Source organism: Paraburkholderia caledonica NBRC 102488, assembly GCF_000685095.1.
GTDB lineage: Bacteria > Pseudomonadota > Gammaproteobacteria > Burkholderiales > Burkholderiaceae > Paraburkholderia > Paraburkholderia caledonica.
Map to the genome: position 1 here is coordinate 41454 of NZ_BAYE01000030.1, position 19921 is coordinate 61374.

Annotated in this window: 18 protein-coding genes and 1 pseudogene; 10 read left to right on the forward strand and 9 right to left on the reverse strand. The window is 58.5% G+C overall.

Annotated elements, in window-relative coordinates:
- Positions 1-152: 152 nt before the first annotated feature.
- Together BCA01S_RS30970 and BCA01S_RS30975 are read right to left on the reverse strand one after the other, a co-directional pair.
- Positions 153-1079 (reverse strand): alpha/beta fold hydrolase, encoded by a 927-nt coding sequence (locus tag BCA01S_RS30970; protein WP_027780214.1) that lies wholly within the window; start codon positions 1077-1079, stop codon positions 153-155.
- Between the two features lie 134 nt (positions 1080-1213).
- Positions 1214-1861 (reverse strand): isochorismatase family protein, encoded by a 648-nt coding sequence (locus tag BCA01S_RS30975; protein WP_027780215.1) that lies wholly within the window; start codon positions 1859-1861, stop codon positions 1214-1216.
- 624 nt (positions 1862-2485) lie between these two features.
- Between BCA01S_RS30975 and BCA01S_RS30980 the strand changes: the two genes are divergently transcribed.
- Positions 2486-2992: a hypothetical protein gene (locus BCA01S_RS30980; protein ID WP_027780216.1), complete on the forward strand. Its 507-nt coding sequence runs from the start codon at positions 2486-2488 to the stop codon at positions 2990-2992.
- 279 nt (positions 2993-3271) lie between these two features.
- Here the strand turns inward: BCA01S_RS30980 and BCA01S_RS30985 are convergent, their stop codons facing one another.
- Positions 3272-3496 (reverse strand): hypothetical protein, encoded by a 225-nt coding sequence (locus BCA01S_RS30985; RefSeq protein WP_027780217.1) that lies wholly within the window; start codon positions 3494-3496, stop codon positions 3272-3274.
- A 492-nt stretch (positions 3497-3988) separates the two neighbouring features.
- On the opposite strand from BCA01S_RS30985, the gene BCA01S_RS35750 reads away from it, so the two are divergent.
- Positions 3989-4786: a helix-turn-helix domain-containing protein gene (locus BCA01S_RS35750; RefSeq protein WP_244146058.1), complete on the forward strand. Its 798-nt coding sequence runs from the start codon at positions 3989-3991 to the stop codon at positions 4784-4786.
- Between the two features lie 139 nt (positions 4787-4925).
- Positions 4926-5366 carry a GNAT family N-acetyltransferase gene (locus BCA01S_RS30995; protein ID WP_244146059.1) on the forward strand — a complete coding sequence of 147 codons (441 nt, stop codon included), beginning with the start codon at positions 4926-4928 and terminating at the stop codon, positions 5364-5366.
- Between the two features lie 515 nt (positions 5367-5881).
- On the opposite strand, the gene BCA01S_RS31000 is transcribed toward BCA01S_RS30995, so the two are convergent.
- The gene (locus BCA01S_RS31000; RefSeq protein ID WP_027780219.1) at positions 5882-6661 is read right to left on the reverse strand and encodes an alpha/beta fold hydrolase; all 780 of its coding nucleotides are present in this window, start codon (positions 6659-6661) and stop codon (positions 5882-5884) included.
- Positions 6662-6939: 278 nt separating this feature from the next.
- Between BCA01S_RS31000 and BCA01S_RS35755 the strand changes: the two genes are divergently transcribed.
- Both BCA01S_RS35755 and BCA01S_RS31010 read left to right on the forward strand, forming a co-directional pair.
- Positions 6940-7626 carry a porin gene (locus BCA01S_RS35755; protein WP_052369550.1) on the forward strand — a complete coding sequence of 229 codons (687 nt, stop codon included), beginning with the start codon at positions 6940-6942 and terminating at the stop codon, positions 7624-7626.
- A 162-nt stretch (positions 7627-7788) separates the two neighbouring features.
- Positions 7789-9120: an MFS transporter gene (locus tag BCA01S_RS31010; protein ID WP_027780220.1), complete on the forward strand. Its 1332-nt coding sequence runs from the start codon at positions 7789-7791 to the stop codon at positions 9118-9120.
- Between the two features lie 8 nt (positions 9121-9128).
- Here the strand turns inward: BCA01S_RS31010 and BCA01S_RS37560 are convergent.
- The 5 genes and pseudogenes from BCA01S_RS37560 to BCA01S_RS31035 form a co-directional block, all read right to left on the reverse strand.
- Positions 9129-9731: pseudogene (locus BCA01S_RS37560) on the reverse strand (IS6 family transposase); the annotation flags it as partial.
- Positions 9732-9744: 13 nt separating this feature from the next.
- On the reverse strand, positions 9745-10059 hold the full coding sequence (locus tag BCA01S_RS39285) for an ATP-binding cassette domain-containing protein (protein ID WP_027780221.1): 315 nt from the start codon (positions 10057-10059) through the stop codon (positions 9745-9747).
- A gap of 256 nt (positions 10060-10315) precedes the next feature.
- On the reverse strand, positions 10316-11539 hold the full coding sequence (locus BCA01S_RS31025; RefSeq protein ID WP_027780222.1) for an alpha/beta fold hydrolase: 1224 nt from the start codon (positions 11537-11539) through the stop codon (positions 10316-10318).
- Between the two features lie 107 nt (positions 11540-11646).
- Complete coding sequence (locus tag BCA01S_RS31030; RefSeq protein ID WP_027780223.1) at positions 11647-12189, reverse strand: 2,4'-dihydroxyacetophenone dioxygenase family protein; 543 nt, start codon at positions 12187-12189, stop codon at positions 11647-11649.
- Between the two features lie 133 nt (positions 12190-12322).
- Positions 12323-13711: an MFS transporter gene (locus BCA01S_RS31035; RefSeq protein ID WP_027780224.1), complete on the reverse strand. Its 1389-nt coding sequence runs from the start codon at positions 13709-13711 to the stop codon at positions 12323-12325.
- 519 nt (positions 13712-14230) lie between these two features.
- Here BCA01S_RS31035 and BCA01S_RS31050 point away from each other — a divergent pair.
- From BCA01S_RS31050 to BCA01S_RS31075, 5 genes are all read left to right on the forward strand, one after another.
- Complete coding sequence (locus BCA01S_RS31050; protein ID WP_255218488.1) at positions 14231-15034, forward strand: alpha/beta fold hydrolase; 804 nt, start codon at positions 14231-14233, stop codon at positions 15032-15034.
- A 535-nt stretch (positions 15035-15569) separates the two neighbouring features.
- Positions 15570-16778: an ABC transporter substrate-binding protein gene (locus BCA01S_RS31060; RefSeq protein ID WP_255218489.1), complete on the forward strand. Its 1209-nt coding sequence runs from the start codon at positions 15570-15572 to the stop codon at positions 16776-16778.
- 67 nt (positions 16779-16845) lie between these two features.
- Positions 16846-17718, forward strand: a complete 873-nt coding sequence (locus BCA01S_RS31065; protein ID WP_027780227.1) for a branched-chain amino acid ABC transporter permease — start codon at positions 16846-16848, stop codon at positions 17716-17718.
- An 11-nt stretch (positions 17719-17729) separates the two neighbouring features.
- On the forward strand, positions 17730-19514 hold the full coding sequence (locus BCA01S_RS31070; protein WP_027780228.1) for a branched-chain amino acid ABC transporter ATP-binding protein/permease: 1785 nt from the start codon (positions 17730-17732) through the stop codon (positions 19512-19514).
- Positions 19498-19921: ABC transporter ATP-binding protein (locus tag BCA01S_RS31075; RefSeq protein WP_027780229.1), on the forward strand; the 424-nt coding region annotated here is incomplete at its 3' end. The genes BCA01S_RS31070 and BCA01S_RS31075, both read left to right, overlap by 17 nt.

Consider the following 19921-nt stretch of genomic DNA (forward strand, 5'->3'; position numbering starts at 1 on the left):
GGGAACCGCAAGGCATCCACTAGATGAAATCCGCGCAGATGCCGTCGTGGTGCAGCGTTGAAGGAACACACCCCGCCAACCGACACGCATAGACATTAAATGTCAATGCCGGCGACATTCGTCGTCAGCATAGGAATCACCATAAGGTTCGATCACGGTCTTGAATCGATCTTTTGAGCAAGGAAGTCGCGTATCAGCGGCACCATCTCGTCCGCCTTGTCTTCCAGCGCGAAATGACCGGTGTCGAGCAGATGAGTCTCGACGTCCGGCAAATCTTCTTTGTACGGATACGCGCCGTCCGCCGGAAAGATCACATCGTTTTTGCCCCAGACGATCAGCATCGGCGGCTTAAATTCCCGGAAATACGCCTGCACCTTCGGGTAAAGAGGCAGATTGGTCCGGTAGTCATAGAACAGGTCGAGCTGGATGTCGTTGTTGCCGGGGCGATCGAGCAGCGCCTGGTCATGGACCCAGTTGTCCGGGGAAACACGGGTGCGGTCGGACACGCCATCGGTATATTGAAAGATGGTCGTCTCCAGCGTGAGCAGGGGCAGCAATGCTTTCCTGCTCGCGTCCGAACCGTCGGCCCAATACGCCTTGATCGGGTCCCAGAATGCCTTGAGGCCCTCGTCATAGGCATTTCCGTTCTGGACGATAAAACCTGCCACACGGTCCGGATGCTTCAGCGCAAGCCGCCAGCCCACGGGCGCGCCATAGTCCATCACATACATCGTGTACCGGCGCGCGCCGAGCTGATCGAGCAAGCCGTCCACCAGTTCGGCGTAGCGGTCGAACGTGTAGGCGAATTCGGCACGATCCGGCATGTCGCTCTGGCCATAGCCGGGGTAGTCCGGCGCAACCACGTGATAGCGGTCGGCGAGTGCAGGAATCAGGTTCCTGAACATATGCGACGAGGTCGGAAAACCATGCAATAGCAGCACAACGGGAGCGTCGAGCGGACCGGCCTGTCGGTAGAAGATCTTGCATCCATCCACAACTGCCGTTCGATGATAGGTGACGGGAACGGCAGGGCTGTTGCGCTCGGCAGCAGACGAAGTACTCGAAGCTGGACTGGCCATTGCGATGCTCCTGAATCGGATGGCCGGTCCGCGATCACCTTCTTTGCTCGAGGATATCGAGCCGCGGCTCAGCACTGTGTATAAGCTGCAAGAAATGCATGGGAAGCGAGGAATTTCGGATGCCGACAGAAAGATCAGGTCATTGCCGCGACGACGTCGTCGGTGGATACCACCGCGTGTGCGAGAAACGCATAGTTGATCATGGCGGCTTTATAGCCATCACCCCAGACGGGATGACGAGGCCCTGCGGTCGCATCGGCTACGACCGACACTTCGAAGCCCTGCTCGAGCAAGTCGCGCAAATGAGCCTCCACGCACATGTTGGCGAGCATACCGCCGAGCACCACTTTGCTCATGTGACGTTTGCGCAATTGCAGTACAAGGTCATTGGTTTGCGGGCCGAATACCTTGTGTGGACTCACGACGATGGTTTGGCCGTCATCAATGTAAGGTTTGAACTCCGCCAGCCAATCCGCGCCCGAACCTTCAAGTCCCTGGAGACTCAGAGGGCCTTCTCGCGCGAACGTACCGGTTGCGAACTCGTCCGCTTCGAGCGGACCGTTGAACTTCCATGCGAGGTCGGTCGGAAAGAAGTAGTGAGGAGATATGAACACATTGATCTTCGCGGCTTTTGCAGCCTTGAAGATCCTCAACATGTTTTCGACGGTTCTGTTTTCCATAACGCTAGCGCCGACCGCGACCCAGTTCTTGCCCCTCGGGCTCAGCACGTCGTTCTGCGGGTCGATGAAGACCACGGCTGTATCGGTTGGATCACAGTTCATGCCGAGTCCTATGGTAGAGAAACGGATGGCCGCCGAGCCTCCGCTTGCACAAAGTGTTAGGAAGGTTAGGTCAGTAGCTACCGTTTAGCAATGCGGAATTTTGACGCTATTTGATGATCACGACAGACGCAGTGCGCACACGCTGCAGGAAACATAAAAGGGCTTGGCGGCGTTCCTCATAAATCATGTATTAAGTGCCAAGTGAAGTTCTCGACCATGATCTTTCATGGACCATTCCCCTGGCGGTGACCGCGATCGTGTTTTCCTGTCGCGACGATTCCGCACCATCAATGTGCCATCGATATAGCCAATGTTGAATTGCCTTCTGGCACCTCTAGTTGCGTCGAATTATCCAATCAGTCAAACGCAGGCAGGCGCATTCTAAAATGCGCTGGTTCAACGTCCGTAGATGGCCGGAGCCGGGCCGACGCGAACCTCGCAGATCACTGATCGTAGTAGATATGCGAAAGGCATGGACCGGACCCACAGGGGACCTTCAGATTTGCCGAAAGCTGCCGTTCAAATAGCTTATAGGCGGCTCCGACGTATGAGATCGGTCGAGGCGAAAAATCAACACTCCGACTCGCTGCAGCGACTCAGAGTTGTCTTGGAGTGGGAATCCTCTTGAAAACAATCGTAAAGCGCTTCCTGTTAGCGCTGATCGTCCTGATGGCTTGCGTTCGCGGTGGAGTTGCGCTGGCAGAAACCCCATCTGGCCAGTCCTTTTCTCCTGATCCAAAAATCCAGAAAATTGCGGAAGCCTACTCGCAAGACGCCGTCGACTTCTCCGCGAAACAGTTCGGAATAAAACTCGACTGGTCGGACGCGAGTATTGCTAATGTCGAAAAGGCCTTGGCGCAAATGAGTTCATCCTACGTCAGCACGAGTCCCAAGCCAACGGACGAACATGTTATGTCATTTGCGAAAGCCTACGGAAGTTACGTCGGAGAGGTGTATCGCCGCAATCATGGTGGCGAATGGGGTATGGTCACCCTTGGCGGAAGCCGATTCCCGGGTCTGCGAACCACCTCAGGGTCCAGCTTCTGGCCATGGGCACGAGTATTCAATCGGATCACAAAGGGGGCGGAGGACAGCATCGCCGACTACTACGTGGCCCTGTTGAAAAGGTAGCGGACGGAGCATCCAGTCAACATGACCTTGAAGGTGTCGTCAAATTCAGGCCACGACGTCGAACGTCCAAAAGTGACCGGTCCCTGCCCGATGCGGTCGATAGAAATCGACCGCCGAAGCGGACATCGCTCGCAGCTAAATGCAGGCACAGTAGGACGGTTCTCGAAAAAGCGAAAACGCGCAGATTGATCTGCGCGCTTCGATGCATTGCAACTACAGAATACCTACGGTCTAAAGCGTGGACGTCAACAGTGGCCTGTAGAATTCACCCCCGGTGATTTACGAACCGAAGTAAATCTGCTTCATCCCGTCGTTTGCATCCGGACGAATTGAACCCTGGATTTTGTGGCCCAAGCGAGAAACATCGTGACGGAACGAACGCAGATGCTGATGGGTTCCCGACAGAGAATTGACCGGTGCGGCCGCCTCATTCGATTGAGCGAAAGACGATACAGCCGGAATAGCGAGAGCAGCGGCCACAACGAGCGATTGAACAAGTTTCATGATCCTTACCTCCAGGGCTTGATTTTCCGCAAACACCCGTTTGCGTTTCAGTGCTTTTAGTCTAGGCCGGAGGCGGCCTGTGATTAAGCTCTTGCAGAACAATTGAGAGTTGTCGAAATAGGGTACAAACCCTAGGTATTTCAAAGGTCCTCGGCGACAACGACCCGAAGGCCGCCGCTTGCCGGCGCAGGTGTCGACGTGCAGCTTCAGCCCCGGCGCTCCTCGGACGTCCGGGCGGCGGCGTGGGCGACCGACTCTTCATGGCCGCACGGAGCCGGGCGGCAACCGGCTCAGGTCGACCCCGTTGACGCCGTTGAAGCGGTTAAGACTCCAATGTCGCCTTTTGAATCCACCGCCGTCATTCCTTCGCCTCGATGCCGAACGTCGCGGAGCAACCCTCGTGGACGATATGCATGTCATGGCAAAATTCCACGCATGCCAGCGCCCCCATATCCCACAGGCCCCTCGGAATTCGCGCGCCTCAAACGTTGCGTGACAGCGAACGTCGAGGTTTTTCATGCCCGATTCAGCCGGCACCGATTTGCCTCGCACGCACACGATACATGGGCAATTGGTGCCGTACTGAGTGGGGCGAAGGACACGTCGCCGCGGGATGGCCAGACTGCGATCGTCGAAGCGGGCCAGATCTACGCGCTCGCACCGGGTGTCGCGCACGCGGGACGCGGCATGGACCAACAAGGCTGCGAGTATGTGATGCTCTACGTGCCCGACGTCGAGTGGCGTATGCGTTGCGCCATCCACCGTATTGCACCCGAGGCCATCGTCAAGCCTTTGACCCATCCGAAGTTGGTGGCGGAATTCGCTGCACTGACGCGGCGGCTCCACGCTGCATCCAACGAGGATCGTTCGTGTCATATCGAATGGTCGCTGTTTTGGGAGGGCGTGTGCGCGGCGGTGCAGCCAATCACTACACATACCGGTTCGCTTTCCTCGGCGACCGCGGAACCGTCGATTCAGAGAGTCTGCGAATATCTGCGCGCATCGTTGGATCGCAACGTTTCGCTTGCCGAACTTGCTCGCGAAGCATCGCTGTCGGTGCCTGAGTTCTGTCGCCGCTTTTCGGCTGTGTACGGCCTCAGTCCGCATCGCTATCAACTCGTGCATCGTCTCTTACGGTGCAAGCGCCTTCTCCTCGACGCGATGCCGATTGCCGAAGTCGCCATGGCAACGGGGTTTGCCGACCAGAGCCACATGGGTCGGCACTTTCGCGCAATGTTTGGAATGACGCCCGGCGCAGTCGCCCGGCACGCCGACTCAAGAACGTTCTAGATGCCGCTGTGCCTGCGCAGCTAAGGTGTGGTGATCCTTTCCCTTAACCAAGACCAAGGTATTCATCATGTCCACCCGTCATTCTCACGCCCCTGTCGTGGTTTCGTTCACTGCTTCGCATCAGCAGGAAGCCGTCAATTTGATCCTGAATATCCAGAATGTGGAGGCGGGGTTGGATATATCGCTCGACGATCAACCGGACCTGGTCGACATCGAACGAAGTTACCTGTCGGCTGGCGGCGCTTTCTGGGTCGCGCTCGATGAGCAAGAGAAAGTCGTCGGCACCATCGGCTTAATGATTCAAACGCCGGAAGTGGCGGTGCTTAAGAAATTTTTCGTGGCCGTCGACTGGCGCGGCAAGGACAAGGATTGTGCGTCGCGACTGTATGAATCGCTGATCGCCTTCGCACGCTCGCGCGGGCTCACTACGATCGTCCTCGATACGCCCTCGAGTGCTGCCCGGTCGCACACATTTTACAGGCGCCATGGATTCGAGCAGATTTCCGGCAGCGAACTGCCCGTACAGTACGACTATCCGGACAGGGGCTCGCTACTGTTTCGATTGAGGCTGACTGAGTGATCGCATATGCATGACCTAGTCGCTTAATCGGACGTATTCGCGAAAGCGGTGACAGTCAATGCTTTCTCCTGAGCAGCGGCCACCCACGAACTGAACACAGCGGCTAGCTGAGCGTTCGCTAACCTCTTGTGGGCTGTAAGCTGACCTAGCGTATCGACTACATGGAGGGGCTGCTGAGGGTCCGGGCTGAGACCATCCGCGCTTCAAACTCATCGCCGCAAACCGGTCATTGGTATTTCGCCTCCCGGGAGCGGCCAGTCGGCAATGCGTACTCCCGCCCCACTTCGGTCAGATGACCTTCTCCAAACCGGTCAGTCAGCGGAATCAATTTTGCGGACCGGAATGCCATAAGCGGCCGTTGGCGACTTCACCCAATCGACCATATTCAGCCGTCGGCTCACGCGCGCGCACGACATTCAAACGGCGCTTCAACCGAGATACGGGACATTCGCGGTGTCTAACGCAGAGGTTTAGCCTTTCCGTGCACATTGCTCGCGCGAACAACGTCACGAACATCAGCCGCGCTGTCCAGCGGCCTCAATGATAAGTTGGGTGATCTCGTCGGGATGGGAAATCAGCGAGAGATGGCTTGACTTGACCTCGATGGTTTTGGCGCCCATGCGCTTGGCCATGAAACGTTCGAGATCGGGGTTGATCGTCCTGTCTTCCGTGGAAACCGCGTAGAAACTCGGCTTCGATCGCCAGGCGGCCTGCGTAGTCTTGCCCGCGAGCAGAGCCTTCTGGAAGGGCTCCTGCACCGCATAGAGAACCCTGGCCTTCGCTTTCGGAAGGTCGCCCGCGAAATCGCGCAGGAACGCTTCCTCGGTGAGACGTCCTTCGTCGCCGTCGAAGACAATCCCGGCGGAGGCCGGCGGTGTTGGATATGTCTTGGCCAATGCCGTGTAATCCTCGCCCGCATCCGGTGCCCGTGCAGCCACATAGACAAGGGCAGAAACATTTGGATGCGTACCGGCTTCTGTCACGATCATTCCGGAGAAAGAATGTCCGACCAGAACCGTCGGACCATCCTGCCGCTCCAGCACCCGCTGGGCTGAGGCAACCGCATCAGGTAACGTCGTCAAAGGGTTTTGGACAGCCGTGGCATTGAGCCCCGCTGCCTGCAGTCGCGCGATCACTTCCGACCAGCACGATCCGTCAGCGAACAATCCATGCACGAGGACGATATTGCGCGCCTTCATCGGAGCAGGCGTTGCTGCCGCGCCACGGGTAGAAATAAGCGAAGCGGCAGCGCCGGCGACGAGGGCGGCCGAGAAGTTACGTCTGTTCATCGTCATGATCCGTCTTCCTTCTTGTGTTGTCTGCTTGGTGAAATGTGGGCTAACGAAAGCACCTTATTCCGCTAGAGCTGAAGCGCATATCAGACGTGGCGATTGCGCGAATAAACAATACCTTCCGGTCTATTTTGCATAGCGCACGTTTCGTCCATTCTGGTACAAGAATGCTACTGATTGCGCGCCGTTCTGCCAAGTCAGCCCGCTTCTTGCTAAGTGAACGCTGCGTCAGGTGGTACTCCTACGGATGAGTCTGCCGCCCGTGGGCGGCGATTCAATGTGTGGCTGCGAAGTTCGTCAGCAACAAATATGCGGGCTTCACGTTCGAATGCATGTACGCGTTTAGTAACGCGGCCGGCGGCTTTGCGAACAATCGTCTTTATGGACTGGCCGGGCAGTACTCGAGCGGCGCCGTGACGGTGGCGGGCGCATATCTCCAGGTCAACGGCAACGCGACGACCAATGCCGGCGGCGCGGTTTCCGCGGCGGACACCAACTTCACCGCCACGCGCAACCAGATTTATGGCGGCGGCATCAACTACGCGTTGACGTCGGCGGCGACGGTTGGGTTTGTCTATACGCACACGAATCTGACCAATGCGACCGGCAGCGAGTACTTCGGCGATCTCGCCAACGCGGCCAATTCACTGAGGTTTAATAACTTCGAAGTGAACGCGAAATATCAGTTCACGCCGGCGTTCTATGCGGGCCTGATGTACACATACACGATGGCGCATTACGAGAGCAACGCGGGTCAGTCGCGGCCGCATTGGGGTAACTTTGGCGGAATGATCGACTACAACCTGACCAAGCGTACCGACGTCTACATGCAGGTCGCGTATCAGCGGGCGTCGCATACGGACAGCTTTGCGGCGCCGCTCGGACAGGCGGTGCTGGTCGGCACGGACGCGCCGTCGTCGAGTCTCAATCAGACCGCCGTGCTCGTGTCGTTCCGGCATCTCTTCTGATCAGGACTGGTATCGGACTTCAGGCGCCGAAGCGGGGCGGCGGATTGCGGATCGATAGGGGGCGACGCGCTCCCCGTCAGCATCCCGGCATGTCGTCGCACGCGGACACGGGTCGATTCATCGCACACCAGTGGAGGCGCAGTCCTTTCAATCGACGCGGTTATGGCAGAACAAAGAGACGATCCGATAAACAGTGCCGCTTTCGACGACGCTTCGACAGACGCTCATGCCAACGCCGATACGTTGCGTCCCGGTCCGCTTTCCGAGGCGGTGCTGGTAGGCGCGGCGAACGGCATGACGACAGACGAGGCCAGTTCCGTGCCGTCGACGTACGACTATACGGCGCTCGTCGGCTTGCTTGCGAGCTATGCGGTATTGATCGTCGGTAACGGTTTGCTCAGTACGTTGGTGCCGGTGCGAATGGTCGACTCGGGCGTGTCCATGATCGGTGTCGGCCTGGTGCAGTCGTGCTACTACATCGGCTTCGTTCTTGGCGCTGTGTCCAACCGCTCGCTGATCGAGCGGGTTGGGCAGCATCGAACCTTTGTTGCATACTCGGCGGGCGTCGCGGTGTTGGCGCTTGCGTTCGCGGCGTTCGAGTCGACGTGGGTCTTCGCCTTGTTGCGGCTGCTGGCGGGTTTCGCTTTCATGGGCATCTTCACGGCGGTGGAGAGCTGGCTGAACGGCGGCGTGCCCAATGCGCTTCGTGGCCGCATATTCGGTATCTATCTCAGCATCAACTATCTCGCGCAGGGAGCGGGGCAGTTCTTGCTGTCTTCAGGCGATTCCACGGGAGATCATCCGTTTCTCAGGGTCGCCGCATTCTTCTCTGCGTCGGTCATTCCCGTCACGCTGATGAACGGTTGGCCGGTGAGACTGTCCGACGAACGGCTCAAGCCGCAGCAGAGAGACGCGTGGCGCGCCACGGTCAACGAGATGCAACGGGCGGCGCCGCTTGCGGTGCCGGGCTGCATTCTCGCCGGCTTTCTCTACAGTTCGTTTTACGCGATGGTTCCGGTGTACCTCACCCGCATTGGATTTTCTGTCGAGAACCTGTCCGAATTCATGGGCGTTGCGCTGATCGGCGCGCTCGCGCTTCAGTGGCCGATGGGGAAATTCTCCGACCGTTTCGACCGTGCCCTGCTGGTCAGCAAGGTCGCCATGCTCTCGGCGGTGCTGAGCGGTTTGCTTATCGTCGTTCGCAACCACGTGTTAATCGGACTCATTCTGTTCCTCTACGTGGCAGTGTCGTTCACGTTGTATGGACTGATCGTGTCGCACGTGAACGACAGGACTTCGTCGGAGCGGAGAGTCGCGACCAGTGCGATGCTGCTGATACTGTTTTCGATCGGCGGCGTAAGCGGACCGCCGATCGCCTCGTTTGCAATGACGGTCCTGACGCCCGCGGGCCTGTTCGTGTTCGATTGCCTCACCTCGATCGCGCTGGCGTTCGCGGCGATTCGAGTGCGCGCGGCCGCGAAGGAAGTGGGGTGATTGTTTTGCGTGACGGCGGCACTGCGGAACCGCTTGAATCCGAGCATCACGTTCACGCGCGATTTGATGTGGCGGTGATCCTGCTCAATCAGGTTATTCAGGTACTTCGAGGAACGCAATTTCGTTCGCCTGGGTAGCGGCTCGTCGGTCTTCATCTCGCGGACCGCCCGATCAGATGCCGCGTAGCCGTCTAGCGTGATCGTCTCAGGAGCGCGTCCCTGAGTCCTGATTGCCTTCGCGAAGAACGCCTTTGCTGCCGCCGCGTCGCGCCTGGCGCTGAGGCGAAAATCGATCGTCTTTCCCGCTCGGTCAACGGCACGGTAGAGACAGGCCCATTTGCCCCGAATCTTCACGTAGGTCTCGTCGACCCTCCACGACTGACCGGCTGTCGTAGCCAACCGATTCCAGCGTTTGACGAACTCCGGCGTGTAGCGCTTCACCCAACGCGGGGTCGTAGTGTGGGCGAGGGACAGGCCGCGCTCAGCCATCATCTCGACAAGATCACGCAGGCTGAGCTTGTAGCGCAGATACCAACGCACGCAAAGGACGATGACTTCGCGGTCGAAATGACGCCCGTTGAACAACCATTCGAGATCTTTCAGCTTGCTCATTGGCTCATGGTCGTCAAAAGTTCAAGGGTAACAGACCGACGCGCCGGACTTGCACCACAACCGTAGCATCGCCCTGGGCCCGAGCGTGCAGAATCGACTGCGGCTTGTATGGCGAGCCAACGAGCGCGGCGGTCCCTGAGTCAGGCGCTACCACGCCGCTTAGTATTTTGACGAGCGTCGACTTGCCTGCGCCATTCTCGCCAAGAATGGCGTGTACCTCGCCTGGCAAAATAGTAAGATCGACGCCTCCGAGTGCGACGGTCGGCCCGTATGACTTCTGCAGACCCGTCACGCTCAGCGTAGGAACCACCGATGCGGCATCCGTCACTGCTGTCTCCTTAATTTATAAGGCCGAAACCGATGCGCCAGACTGCTGTCCAGCCGCCATCCGCTATCCGCGAGTACATCAAGCCGCGATCACTTCCCAAACGCAGGCAGATTCAGACGTGTTGAGTTGAGGAAATCGCCTGCGCAGCGACGTCGCCGATGAGCACGTCCGTGTCTCCGATTGCGAACCGACAAGAAAGGGGCGACGGAGCGTTCCGTGCGCACATAGCCCGTCACCGGCGCTCCGCCAAACGCTCCTATCGGCTGGCTTTTCCCAACCCAGCTTCATGCAGGAAGCTGCGAACGGTGTCGCAGAATTCCAGCGGATTCTCTGTCATCGGATAGTGACCCGTGCCGGCCAGCACTGCGATCTTGCTGCCGGGAATGCGCGAAGCCGCTTCCTCGACCTTTTCCTGATAGACAAGCCAGTCGGCGTCGCCACGAAGCAGCATCACGGGCGCCTTGATCTTGCCTACCTCCGAGCGCTTATCGAAATTCGCGTAACCAGTCAGATCGCCGCGCATCACTTCCGGGGTCGTGCGTGAGATCTGCCACACGACTTCTCTCGCACGGTCGGGCGGAGTGCGATAGCCGGTCATCGAGCGCGACCACGCGCCGATGATTTCGGTGCCGTTCATGAGGAGCATATCGAGGAAGAACTCAGAGACAGTCGGCGTGTAATCGGCGCCCTCGGCCGAGATGATCGCGGAATACGCCTCGGGACGACGCGACCCGAGTTCCAGCACAAGATTGCCGCCCATCGAACAGCCCATGATTGCTGGCTTTTGCAGACCGAGAACATCCATCAGGTGTTCGTTGAATTCCGCATGACGCGTCAGGCTATGAAACGGTCCGTCTGCAGGCAACTCCGTCTTCGAGTGGCCGGGGGCATCGACTGCAATCACCCGGAATTCGTCGGACAGTCCGTCGAGTACATGCCGGTACATAAGCGTGTCTTGCGAGGCGGCGTGGAAGCACACAATCGGATGCCCTTCGCCTGCTTCCTCATAGTAGACCCGGATGCCGTCGACCATGACATAGTGGCCGGTCGTTTCCTTGCCTGACGGTCGCGGACCCGGCGAAAAAGGGATCTTTTCGATTTCGCCCGACTTTCCGACACGCTTCATCGCATCGAACGCACGCGCCATTACGTCGACGTATTGCCACGCCGCGACGGTATTGCCTTCGAGCGTCAGCTTGCCCATTCCGGGCGACAGCGCCTCGAACCAGTCGATCTTGCCGTCGACGACGCGCTGCCATTCTTCATCCGGTCCCGCGACGACGATGTCTGCGCCCAGCGGGCTGCCCTCCGGGAAAACAGCAACGACTTTTCCGGCCAGTACGGCGAGCGTAGAGTAGCCGCTGTCATGTTTGAACTGGATGCGACCGTCGAAATATCGCGCTGCGCGCGTCCAGTCCTCGTCGCCGTTAAGTTCGGTAGCAAAATCGTTCCACCACTTCGTGTCAGAAAGCTTTGACATGATGCATCTCCTGATATTGGGTGTCCCGTGAGGGACTGTTTTCTTTAGGACAGGGAAGGGCTTGCGAACCGCCCCCAACAACCTGTGCTGATTAGAGAATCGAAGGCTTATCTAATGAACTGCTTGACGTAGTCCGCGCCCAGGCCGATCTCTTCATAGTAGCTGCGCGCCGCTTCGATCTTCGTGAAAACGTCTTCATAGCCGACAGCTACGCCCTGCGGATCAACGTACGTATAGCCGCCCGTCACGTGAAACCAGGTGATCATCTCTTCGACGTCTTCTGGCACGAAAAGCGTGTGCGTTTCGCCCGCCGGTTCGTGCGCATAGGAGTTCAGTTCTGCGACCCAGTCATGCTCCAGGTAATACCAACGTCCCTTCAGCACCATTGCATGGACCGGACCGGTGTGCCGGTGACGTGACAGCACGCCCGACTGCCGGACGCGGAGGAGATTCACGTAGTAGCCCTGGCTCGCGCAAAGAAGCAGCGGCTTGAACGACACCGTGCTTGTCATTGGCACCCACAGTTTGTCGTCCTCGAGCCATTTATCGAGAACGCCGAGATGCACAATGTCCGGGGACATGAATGCGGGTTGCGGAAGTTGATAGGGAACCGCAGCTTCATCGCCGCGCTTTTCCGATACGCTGGACATGCTGTACTCCTTTACTTTCAAACGTTGAAGTCGTAACGCTTATGCCGATTCCTGACAACGCGAGCGCCGGGGACTTTTCCGGTGGGCCGTCGTTCGTGTGTTTCGACGGCTATTGATCGAATTGACCGTCGTGCTACTCGACATTGCACACAGTCTTCGACACCAGAGCGCGATCGTGTTTGCGAAACCAGCCGGTCGTTTCTCGCGTAAAGAGCGCGGTCAGGAAGAACGCGATCACCATGAGCCCTGCGATGAAATAGAGCGCATTGTTGTAGCCGCCCGCGTGCCCGAAGCCACCGCCCGCGCCGATCAGTGCGCCGATCACGAACGGACCGAAGCCACCCAGGTAGATGCCCACGTTAATGATCGAACCCGCGATGCCAGTGGTGCCCGGCTTGGTCGAATCGAACGCAATCGCATAAACGAGCGTGTACGGAGCGTTGAGTGCGAACCCTGCAAAGAGCTGGATCGCGACCAGCGTACCCAGGCTCATGTAAGAGTACTTGAACAGCAGCATGCCGACCGCCAGCCAGATAAACACGATCATCAGGCACAGCTTTCTGCCAAGACGATCCGAAATCCAGCCCCAGACAATCTGGCCGACGCCCCCGGTGATCGTGAACAACACGCTGTACGCAGCGGCTTCGGCGAAGTTGTAGTGCGCGACGAACGCAAGGTACTGGGGCAGCCAGAAACTGATGCCGAAATAGCCCACGATGGCAAGCAGCGAGACCAGTGCAATGATCGAGATGTTCGGATTCTTCATCGCGACACCAAACGATCCCTTGGGAGCACCGGCGCCGTGTTCGAGGTCGGGGGACAAGGGTGGTGTTTCACCAGCCGCAGTGACGTGGGCGTGGAATCTGTCGTAGCGCTTTTCGCTGCAATACCACCAGTACAAGGCGAACACGATGACCATCGGGATCGGAAAAAGCAGGAACGCGATGCGCCAGTTTTCCGGGCCGTAGATGCTCAACAGCGCGCTAATTGCAAAGCCGCCGATCAGCGTGCCCCACGGATAGCCCGTGTGATGAATCCCGAGTGCAAGACCGCGGCGCTCCTTGGACCACCATTCGGCGAGTGAGGTCACTTCGATAGATTCGCCCGCTCCACCAAAGGCGTGAGAAAGCACCTGCAGCGCGACCAGCACGCCAATCGACGCAGTCAGGAGATTCAAGCCGGTCAGGCAGGTGAACAGTGTGTAGCCGATAACGATCGGCAGATGGCGATACTTCCTCCGCCAGCCATGGCCGCCCTTATCGGCCCAGATCATGGTCGGGATGGCGATCAACGCTGTCGACATTGTGATGATCGTCGCGTACAGACCGATGGTTGCTGCGCTCGTGCCAAATTCCTTGGTGATGGATGGCAGGACAACAAACAGCATCTGACGCGAGTTGGCATCCATCGCATACACCAGCCACAACAGCAACAGCGCCATCCATGACTCGGGGGCTACCATCCGTCTTTTCAGTGGCGCGGCGAGTCGCCCCGACCCGACGCCTTTATCTACTGTCTCCATTGCATCCTCCATTCCTTGACGTTGGCGCCGCGTGTCGCCCGGTTACAAAGCAATTGCCTTGCTATTGATGAAGCGCTTCAAAAAAGCGATGTAGGTCCGCGCCGGAGCAGAGGTGTCATACGTTGCTTGTTGAAGCGCTTCAAGTGTGGTCGTCAAACCCTGAATCTGCAAAGGGGGTTTTCCCTGGAGACGCCCGCTCGCAGGGCTTTTATCGGTAGGTGTATACGCCGGGATTGACTCGGTCAGTTCGTAGTGACAATCTGAAAGCGCTTCAAATGTTCGTCACGTTGATGATCGGCATCTTCGAAAACGCTCGAGCATCTGAGTGTGCGATGCTGAATATGAAGCGATTCAATCAAGTCGGCGCCGTGTCGCCGTTGGCCACTGGGCCGGCCAAACAACGACTGACGAGTTCCGTCACGAAAGTCGTCGGATCAGCGCGGGGTGCCGCAGCTTTACCTAACAATTCATCTGGAGGAGCACGACATGTCGCAGATTACGAGGTCTCAAGGCAAAAAGATGGAAGTGAACGGCACGACGCTATGGGTTGAGGACACCGGCGAAACAGACCTTCCGGTCGTGCTGTGCCTGCACTCCTGCTTCCTCGACGGAACAATGTTCGACGGCCTTGTTCAGGCGGCCGCGGGCAAATTCCGGGTTGTCCGTCCGGATTTCAGAGGACAGGGCAAAAGCGCGCTCGACGCCGTCGATATCATCACCATGGACAAGTGCGCCGATGACATGGAGGGATTGATCGACAGGATGGGCCTCAAATCGATCAACGTCATGGCGCAGTCCATGGGCGGAGACGTGGCCTTTCGACTCATTGCTCGCCGGCAGGAGCTCTTCCGGTCCCTGGTCGTCGCGGGCTCCTCGGCTTGCGGCGAGCCCCCGGAGCAGGGCGCACGATTCGCGCAATGGGTCGTCGATGCGGGCGAAAAGGGATTCACAGGCGAGATTCTCGACATGACGATGGAAGTAATGTTCGGCAAGACTACTCGCCACGACCCCGACAAGCAGGACATGGTGACCTACTGGCGAGACCGCATCGCGGCGTTGCCAAAATCGCTGCGCCCGGCGATGAAGGGCGTCATGCATCGTGAAAGCTCGGTACACCTGTTGCCGTCCATCAAGATTCCCGTGCTGGTCATCAATGGCGAAGAAGACATGCCGCGGCCGCCCGCATGGTCCGACGAAATGAAGCGTGAGCTGCCGAACGCGAAATTGATGCGGCTCGGCAAGATCGGTCACAGCCCGACCCTCGAGGCGCCGGAGACGGTTATTCCTGCAATCATCGACTTCTATCTCGACCCGCGCGTTTGACGACGCGGTGCGCGGCGGCTTTCATGGCCGGCGTGGGTTTGCACTCGGTAATCCCGGTCGCCTGCACAAGCCGCCATGCGCGGTTTCCCTGCGGGCTGCTGCGTTCACTGTGTGCTGACTGACTCTTCCAAAGCCGCCTCCGCAAACCCTGAATGACGCCGCCGACAGGCCTCGGCGGCTGGCCACGCATAGCGATGCGCGTGCGTTATATGAAACGCTTCATAAGAAGCTTTTCACCATGCACCGGGAGATCTGCTCGAACGAAGATCGGTGTTTACACGTAGTGCTCGCTACGAAGCGCAAAAACGCTTTTTTAGTGCGCTTCATTTCTATAGTATTACAGCTCGGCAAAGGGAGTAGCGCGCGCGTTGAGCAAAAGTTGAAGCGGTTCATAGACGCAGCGCATTCGAACCATCACCGAAAAGCGTGATGCGCTCGATGTGCGATGCTTCGTCACGAACGGCTTCGACCTGGTTGCAGTCCACAGTTCAATGCATTCCAAATATGAAGCGCTTCACATGAAAGGAGACACCAATTGCGCTCAAGAATAAAAACCCTCATCTGCGCCCTCGGCGCCATCAGCGGCCTGCTGGCAGGTGCAACGCAGGCGGCGGATCTGAAGATCGGAGCGATGTACCCATTCAGCGGCGGTCTTGCGCTGTTGGGCGACGAAAGCTTTCGAGGGGTCGAACTGGCTGCCGATGAGCGCAATGCCGCCGGCGGCATCAATGGCAGCAAGATCGTGCTGGTGAAGGCTGATGCCGTAGACGCAAACCAGGCGGTAGGCGAAGCGCGTCGGCTAACTTCGGTCGTGAACGTCACCGCCATTTTCGGCAGCTACTCATCCGCGGTGTCATCGGCTGCAACGCAGGTGACGGAACTTGCTGGCGTGCCGTACTTCGAGTTGGGCGCAGTTTCCGACAACATCACAGCGCGGGGCTTCAAGTATCTGTTCCGCAGCAATGCTACGGCCAGGAATTTCGCTGACCGTTCGGTCGAGGCGGTGGTCAAGGTAATTGCACCGGCGCTGAACGTCGACCCGAAGACCTTGAAGGTCGCAATTATTGCGGAGGACGGTCCATACGGAACGTTGGTCAGCGGCTACCAGAAGGAAGGCGCGAAGAAGGCCGGACTTAATGTAGTCGAAGTGCTGCCTTATTCGGCGAAGAGCGTTGACCTTTCGTCGTTGATTCTCCGACTCAAGGGCGCCGACGCCGATGTCGTCTTGCAGACCTCGTACCAGAACGATTCGATTCTCTTTTTCAGGCAATCCGCACAAGCAGGATATAAGCCCAAAGCGGTTATCGGGGCTGGCGGCGGATACTCGTTGAGCGATACCGCGAAATCGCTTGGCGCTCAGATCGAAGGGGCGTATGACGTCGATTTTCCGCAAGTTTCCATCAACCCGAAAGGCGCTCCAGGACTCGATGCATTTTCGTCCGCGTATAAGAAGAAGTTTGGCTCGGAGCCACGCTCGGGCCATAGTCTCGTGAACTACGTGGGTGCAAAGGCATTCCTCGATGTGCTGGCCAGTGCGCATTCAACGGACAAGGACAAGATTCGCGAGGCCGTGTTGGCCTACAGGAAAGCGACTGGAACGACGGCCGCAGGATGGGGCTTCCAGTTCGCCGACGACGGGCAGAACCAGCTCGCGACGACAAATCTCATGCAGTGGCAGCAGGGAAAACTTGTGACCGTCTATCCCGCGGACGTCGCAATCGCCAAGCCCATCACTCCCCGATAGTCGTCCATTCACCTTCAATGAACCTGCAGCCGGGACGCTTCCGCAGCGTCCCGGTAAAGGACCTGGCATGTCAATTTTCCTTCAGCTCCTGGTCAACGGCCTGCTCCTGGGCGGGGCCTACGCGATTATCAGCATCGGTCTAACACTAATCTTCGGCGTCGTGCGCGTTGTGAACTTTGCCCACGGTGAGCTTCTCATGGTCGGCATGTACGCTGTCTGGATGCTTGCACAGCATCTCGGGTGGCATCCGTACATCTCAGCAGTCCCGGTCGCGCTTATGTTGTTTGCGGCCGGCGCGCTCTTGCAGCGCTTTGTTATTCAGCCGCTTCTTTCGTCCGAAGCTCACATCCAGATCTTCGCGACCGTCGGCGTATCCACGGCGTTGCTCAATCTGGCGCTCATGATTTTCGGCGCTGACGTGCACCCCGTCGACGTCACGTTTGGAACAGAGCATCTTCAGCTGGGATCGCTAAATGTATCGACCGGGCAAGTCATCACTTTCGTGGTCGCGATTCTCGTGGCAAGCGGCTTGCACGTCTTCCTGCAGCAGACGTTTACCGGCCGCGCGTTCCGGGCGGTCGCCCAGCATCGCTATGCAGCGTCGCTGATGGGCGTGAACGTAAAGGCGACCTACATACTGGCTTTCGGCTTTGGCGCCGCGCTCGTGGGTCTCGCGTCAGGCTTGCTTGCCGTGCAATACCCAGTCTTCCCAACCGTCGGCCAGTACTTTGTGCTGACGGCATTCGTCATTGTCGTTCTTGGTGGTCTCGGGAGTTTGCTCGGTGCCCTGGTCGGGTCGCTTGTCATCGGTTTGATCGACAGCCTCGCGGGTTACTACGTCTCTCCGGATCTGAAAGAGGTGGTCTACTTTGCCCTGTTCCTTGTCATCCTCTTCGTCCGACCAACCGGCCTGTTCGGGCTTGGTCGTGGCTCCGAATAAGCGAGGCATCGATGTTTCCTAATTTCCTGCATCCTCGCGGCTACATCGGCTCGCTGGCATTGCTCGCGCTGCTCGTGGTGCCCTTTGCCGTCCAGTCTCCGTTTGTCTATCACCTCGCTGTTCTGGTTTGCATATTCGGAGCGCTTGCCACTGCCTGGAATATCGTCGGGGGCTACGCCGGCCAACTCTCGCTTGGGCATGCGGTTTTCTATGGCATCGGCAGCTATAGCGCGACTCTGCTCGTCATCCACTTCGGGGTCTCACCGTGGATAGGAATGTTCGTCGGTGCGGCGGTGTCGGTTGTGGCGGCGGTCATAATCGCCTACCCAACGTTGCGCCTTCGAGGCCCTTTTTTCGCGCTCGCGACAATCGCGTTCCTGGAGGTTTGCCGCCTTGTGACAGTGCATGAAGAGGGCTTGACGGGTGGCTCCGCGGGGCTGACCTTGCCGCTGAATATCGGGCTGAAGTGGATGGTCTTTCGTGAAAAGTGGGCATACCTTCTTATCGCCTTCGCCTTTCTGCTCGCCACACTGTGGGTGTCGTGGGCCATCCGGCGCTCGCGCTTTGGCTTCTACCTTATCGCGGTACGCGAGCGCGAAGACGCGGCCAGAGCCGTCGGCGTCAACGCAGTTCGCGTGAAGATTTCGGCTGCGATCATCTCGGCCGCGCTGACCAGCCTCATCGGGTCTTTTCACGCGATGTACCTGACCTTCATTGACCCGTCAGCGGCTTTTTCCCTTGACCTGTCGATCCAGATTGCCATGTTCGCCCTCATCGGGGGACTCGGAACCGTTGGTGGCCCGCTTGCCGGAACAATCCTTGTCTTGCCAGCGGCGGAGTTGGCCCGAGGGTGGCTCAGTTCGTTTGGCAGCGGCACCCACGGTTTTGTCTATGGCGTCATCCTGGTCCTGGTTGTGCTTTTCATTCCTCGGGGCATCGCAGGTCATCTGGGCGTCCATGTTTTACGCTTCATTGACCGGCTACCCGGGGCAGGCCGTGCGAAAGCTGGTCCGACACTGATCGCCGCCGAGCCGACATCGCTTAACGATGGCGCGCCCTTGCTGGTAGCCGAGCATCTCAAGAAGCGGTTCGGCGGCTTGCTTGCCACCGATGACGTTTCTCTAACACTCCATTCCGGAGAAATCCTCGGTGTGATCGGCCCTAACGGCGCCGGCAAGACGACCGTCTTCAATCAACTATCGGGGTTCATCCGTCCGAATGAGGGAACCGTCAAGCTGCGGCTTTCCGACGGGCAGTGGGCTGAGCCGCAATCGCCGAACGCGTTCGCGAAGGCCGGCATTGGCCGCACGTTCCAGATTGCGCAGCCATTCGCGGGACTGTCCGTACTCGAGAACATCATGCTTGGCGCCTTCATGCATACCGCGAGCCGCGAGGAGGCAGACGCTATCGCGCGGCAGGTTGCGGAGACCACTGACCTGACTCCATTGCTCGATACCGAGGCGCGCAGCCTGACGGTCGGCGGAATGAAGCGACTGGAGGTTGCGCGAGCGCTCGCGACCCGGCCGCGCGTGCTGCTTCTCGACGAGGTGATGGCTGGCCTGAATCCGGCCGACGTCACCCGCGCTATCGCTATGGTGCGTCGCATAAGGAATGAGGGAGTCTCGGTGCTTATGATCGAACACATGATGCAGGCGACGATGGCATTGTCGGACCGAATTGTCGTCATCAGCTCAGGCAGTGTTCTCTGCCAGGGCGCTCCCGCTGAGGTCGTGAATGACCCGAAGGTCATAGAAGCTTATCTAGGAAAGGGGTACGTCGATGCTCAAGCTGCGTGATGTAAGTGCTGGGTATGGTAAGAGCGAGGTTCTTCGGGGAGTGTCCCTTGACGTGAACGCGGGTGAGGTCGTCACGATCGTCGGCGCCAATGGAGCGGGCAAAACGACCACCCTCAAAACGCTCTGCGGAGTGGTCGCTGCAAAAGGAGGCTCGATCAAGTTCGATGGCGATGAACTGTCCGGAAAGGATCCACACGAGATCGTGAATCTCGGCATCACGATGATTCCCGAAGGACGCCAGCTGTTTCCGTTTTTGACGGTCGAGGAGAACCTGCTGATGGGTGCGTTCAGGGCAGGGGCACGCCAGACCCGGGCGCAACGCCTGGAGAGCGTTCTTGAGCTGTTTCCGCGTGTGCGCGAACGCCTCAAGCAGCGAGCCGGATCGCTCTCCGGTGGCGAACAACAGA

Coding starts and splice junctions, on each gene's coding strand:
- BCA01S_RS30970 (WP_027780214.1), bottom strand. CDS start 1,079: ATGGCCAGTCCAGCTTCGAGTACTTCGTCTGCTGCCGAGCGCAACAGC.
- BCA01S_RS30975 (WP_027780215.1), bottom strand. CDS start 1,861: ATGAACTGTGATCCAACCGATACAGCCGTGGTCTTCATCGACCCGCAG.
- BCA01S_RS30985 (WP_027780217.1), bottom strand. CDS start 3,496: ATGAAACTTGTTCAATCGCTCGTTGTGGCCGCTGCTCTCGCTATTCCG.
- BCA01S_RS31000 (WP_027780219.1), bottom strand. CDS start 6,661: ATGACGATGAACAGACGTAACTTCTCGGCCGCCCTCGTCGCCGGCGCT.
- BCA01S_RS31010 (WP_027780220.1), top strand. CDS start 7,789: ATGGCAGAACAAAGAGACGATCCGATAAACAGTGCCGCTTTCGACGAC.
- BCA01S_RS31025 (WP_027780222.1), bottom strand. CDS start 11,539: ATGTCAAAGCTTTCTGACACGAAGTGGTGGAACGATTTTGCTACCGAA.
- BCA01S_RS31030 (WP_027780223.1), bottom strand. CDS start 12,189: ATGTCCAGCGTATCGGAAAAGCGCGGCGATGAAGCTGCGGTTCCCTAT.
- BCA01S_RS31035 (WP_027780224.1), bottom strand. CDS start 13,711: ATGGAGACAGTAGATAAAGGCGTCGGGTCGGGGCGACTCGCCGCGCCA.
- BCA01S_RS31050 (WP_255218488.1), top strand. CDS start 14,231: ATGGAAGTGAACGGCACGACGCTATGGGTTGAGGACACCGGCGAAACA.
- BCA01S_RS31065 (WP_027780227.1), top strand. CDS start 16,846: ATGTCAATTTTCCTTCAGCTCCTGGTCAACGGCCTGCTCCTGGGCGGG.
- BCA01S_RS31070 (WP_027780228.1), top strand. CDS start 17,730: ATGTTTCCTAATTTCCTGCATCCTCGCGGCTACATCGGCTCGCTGGCA.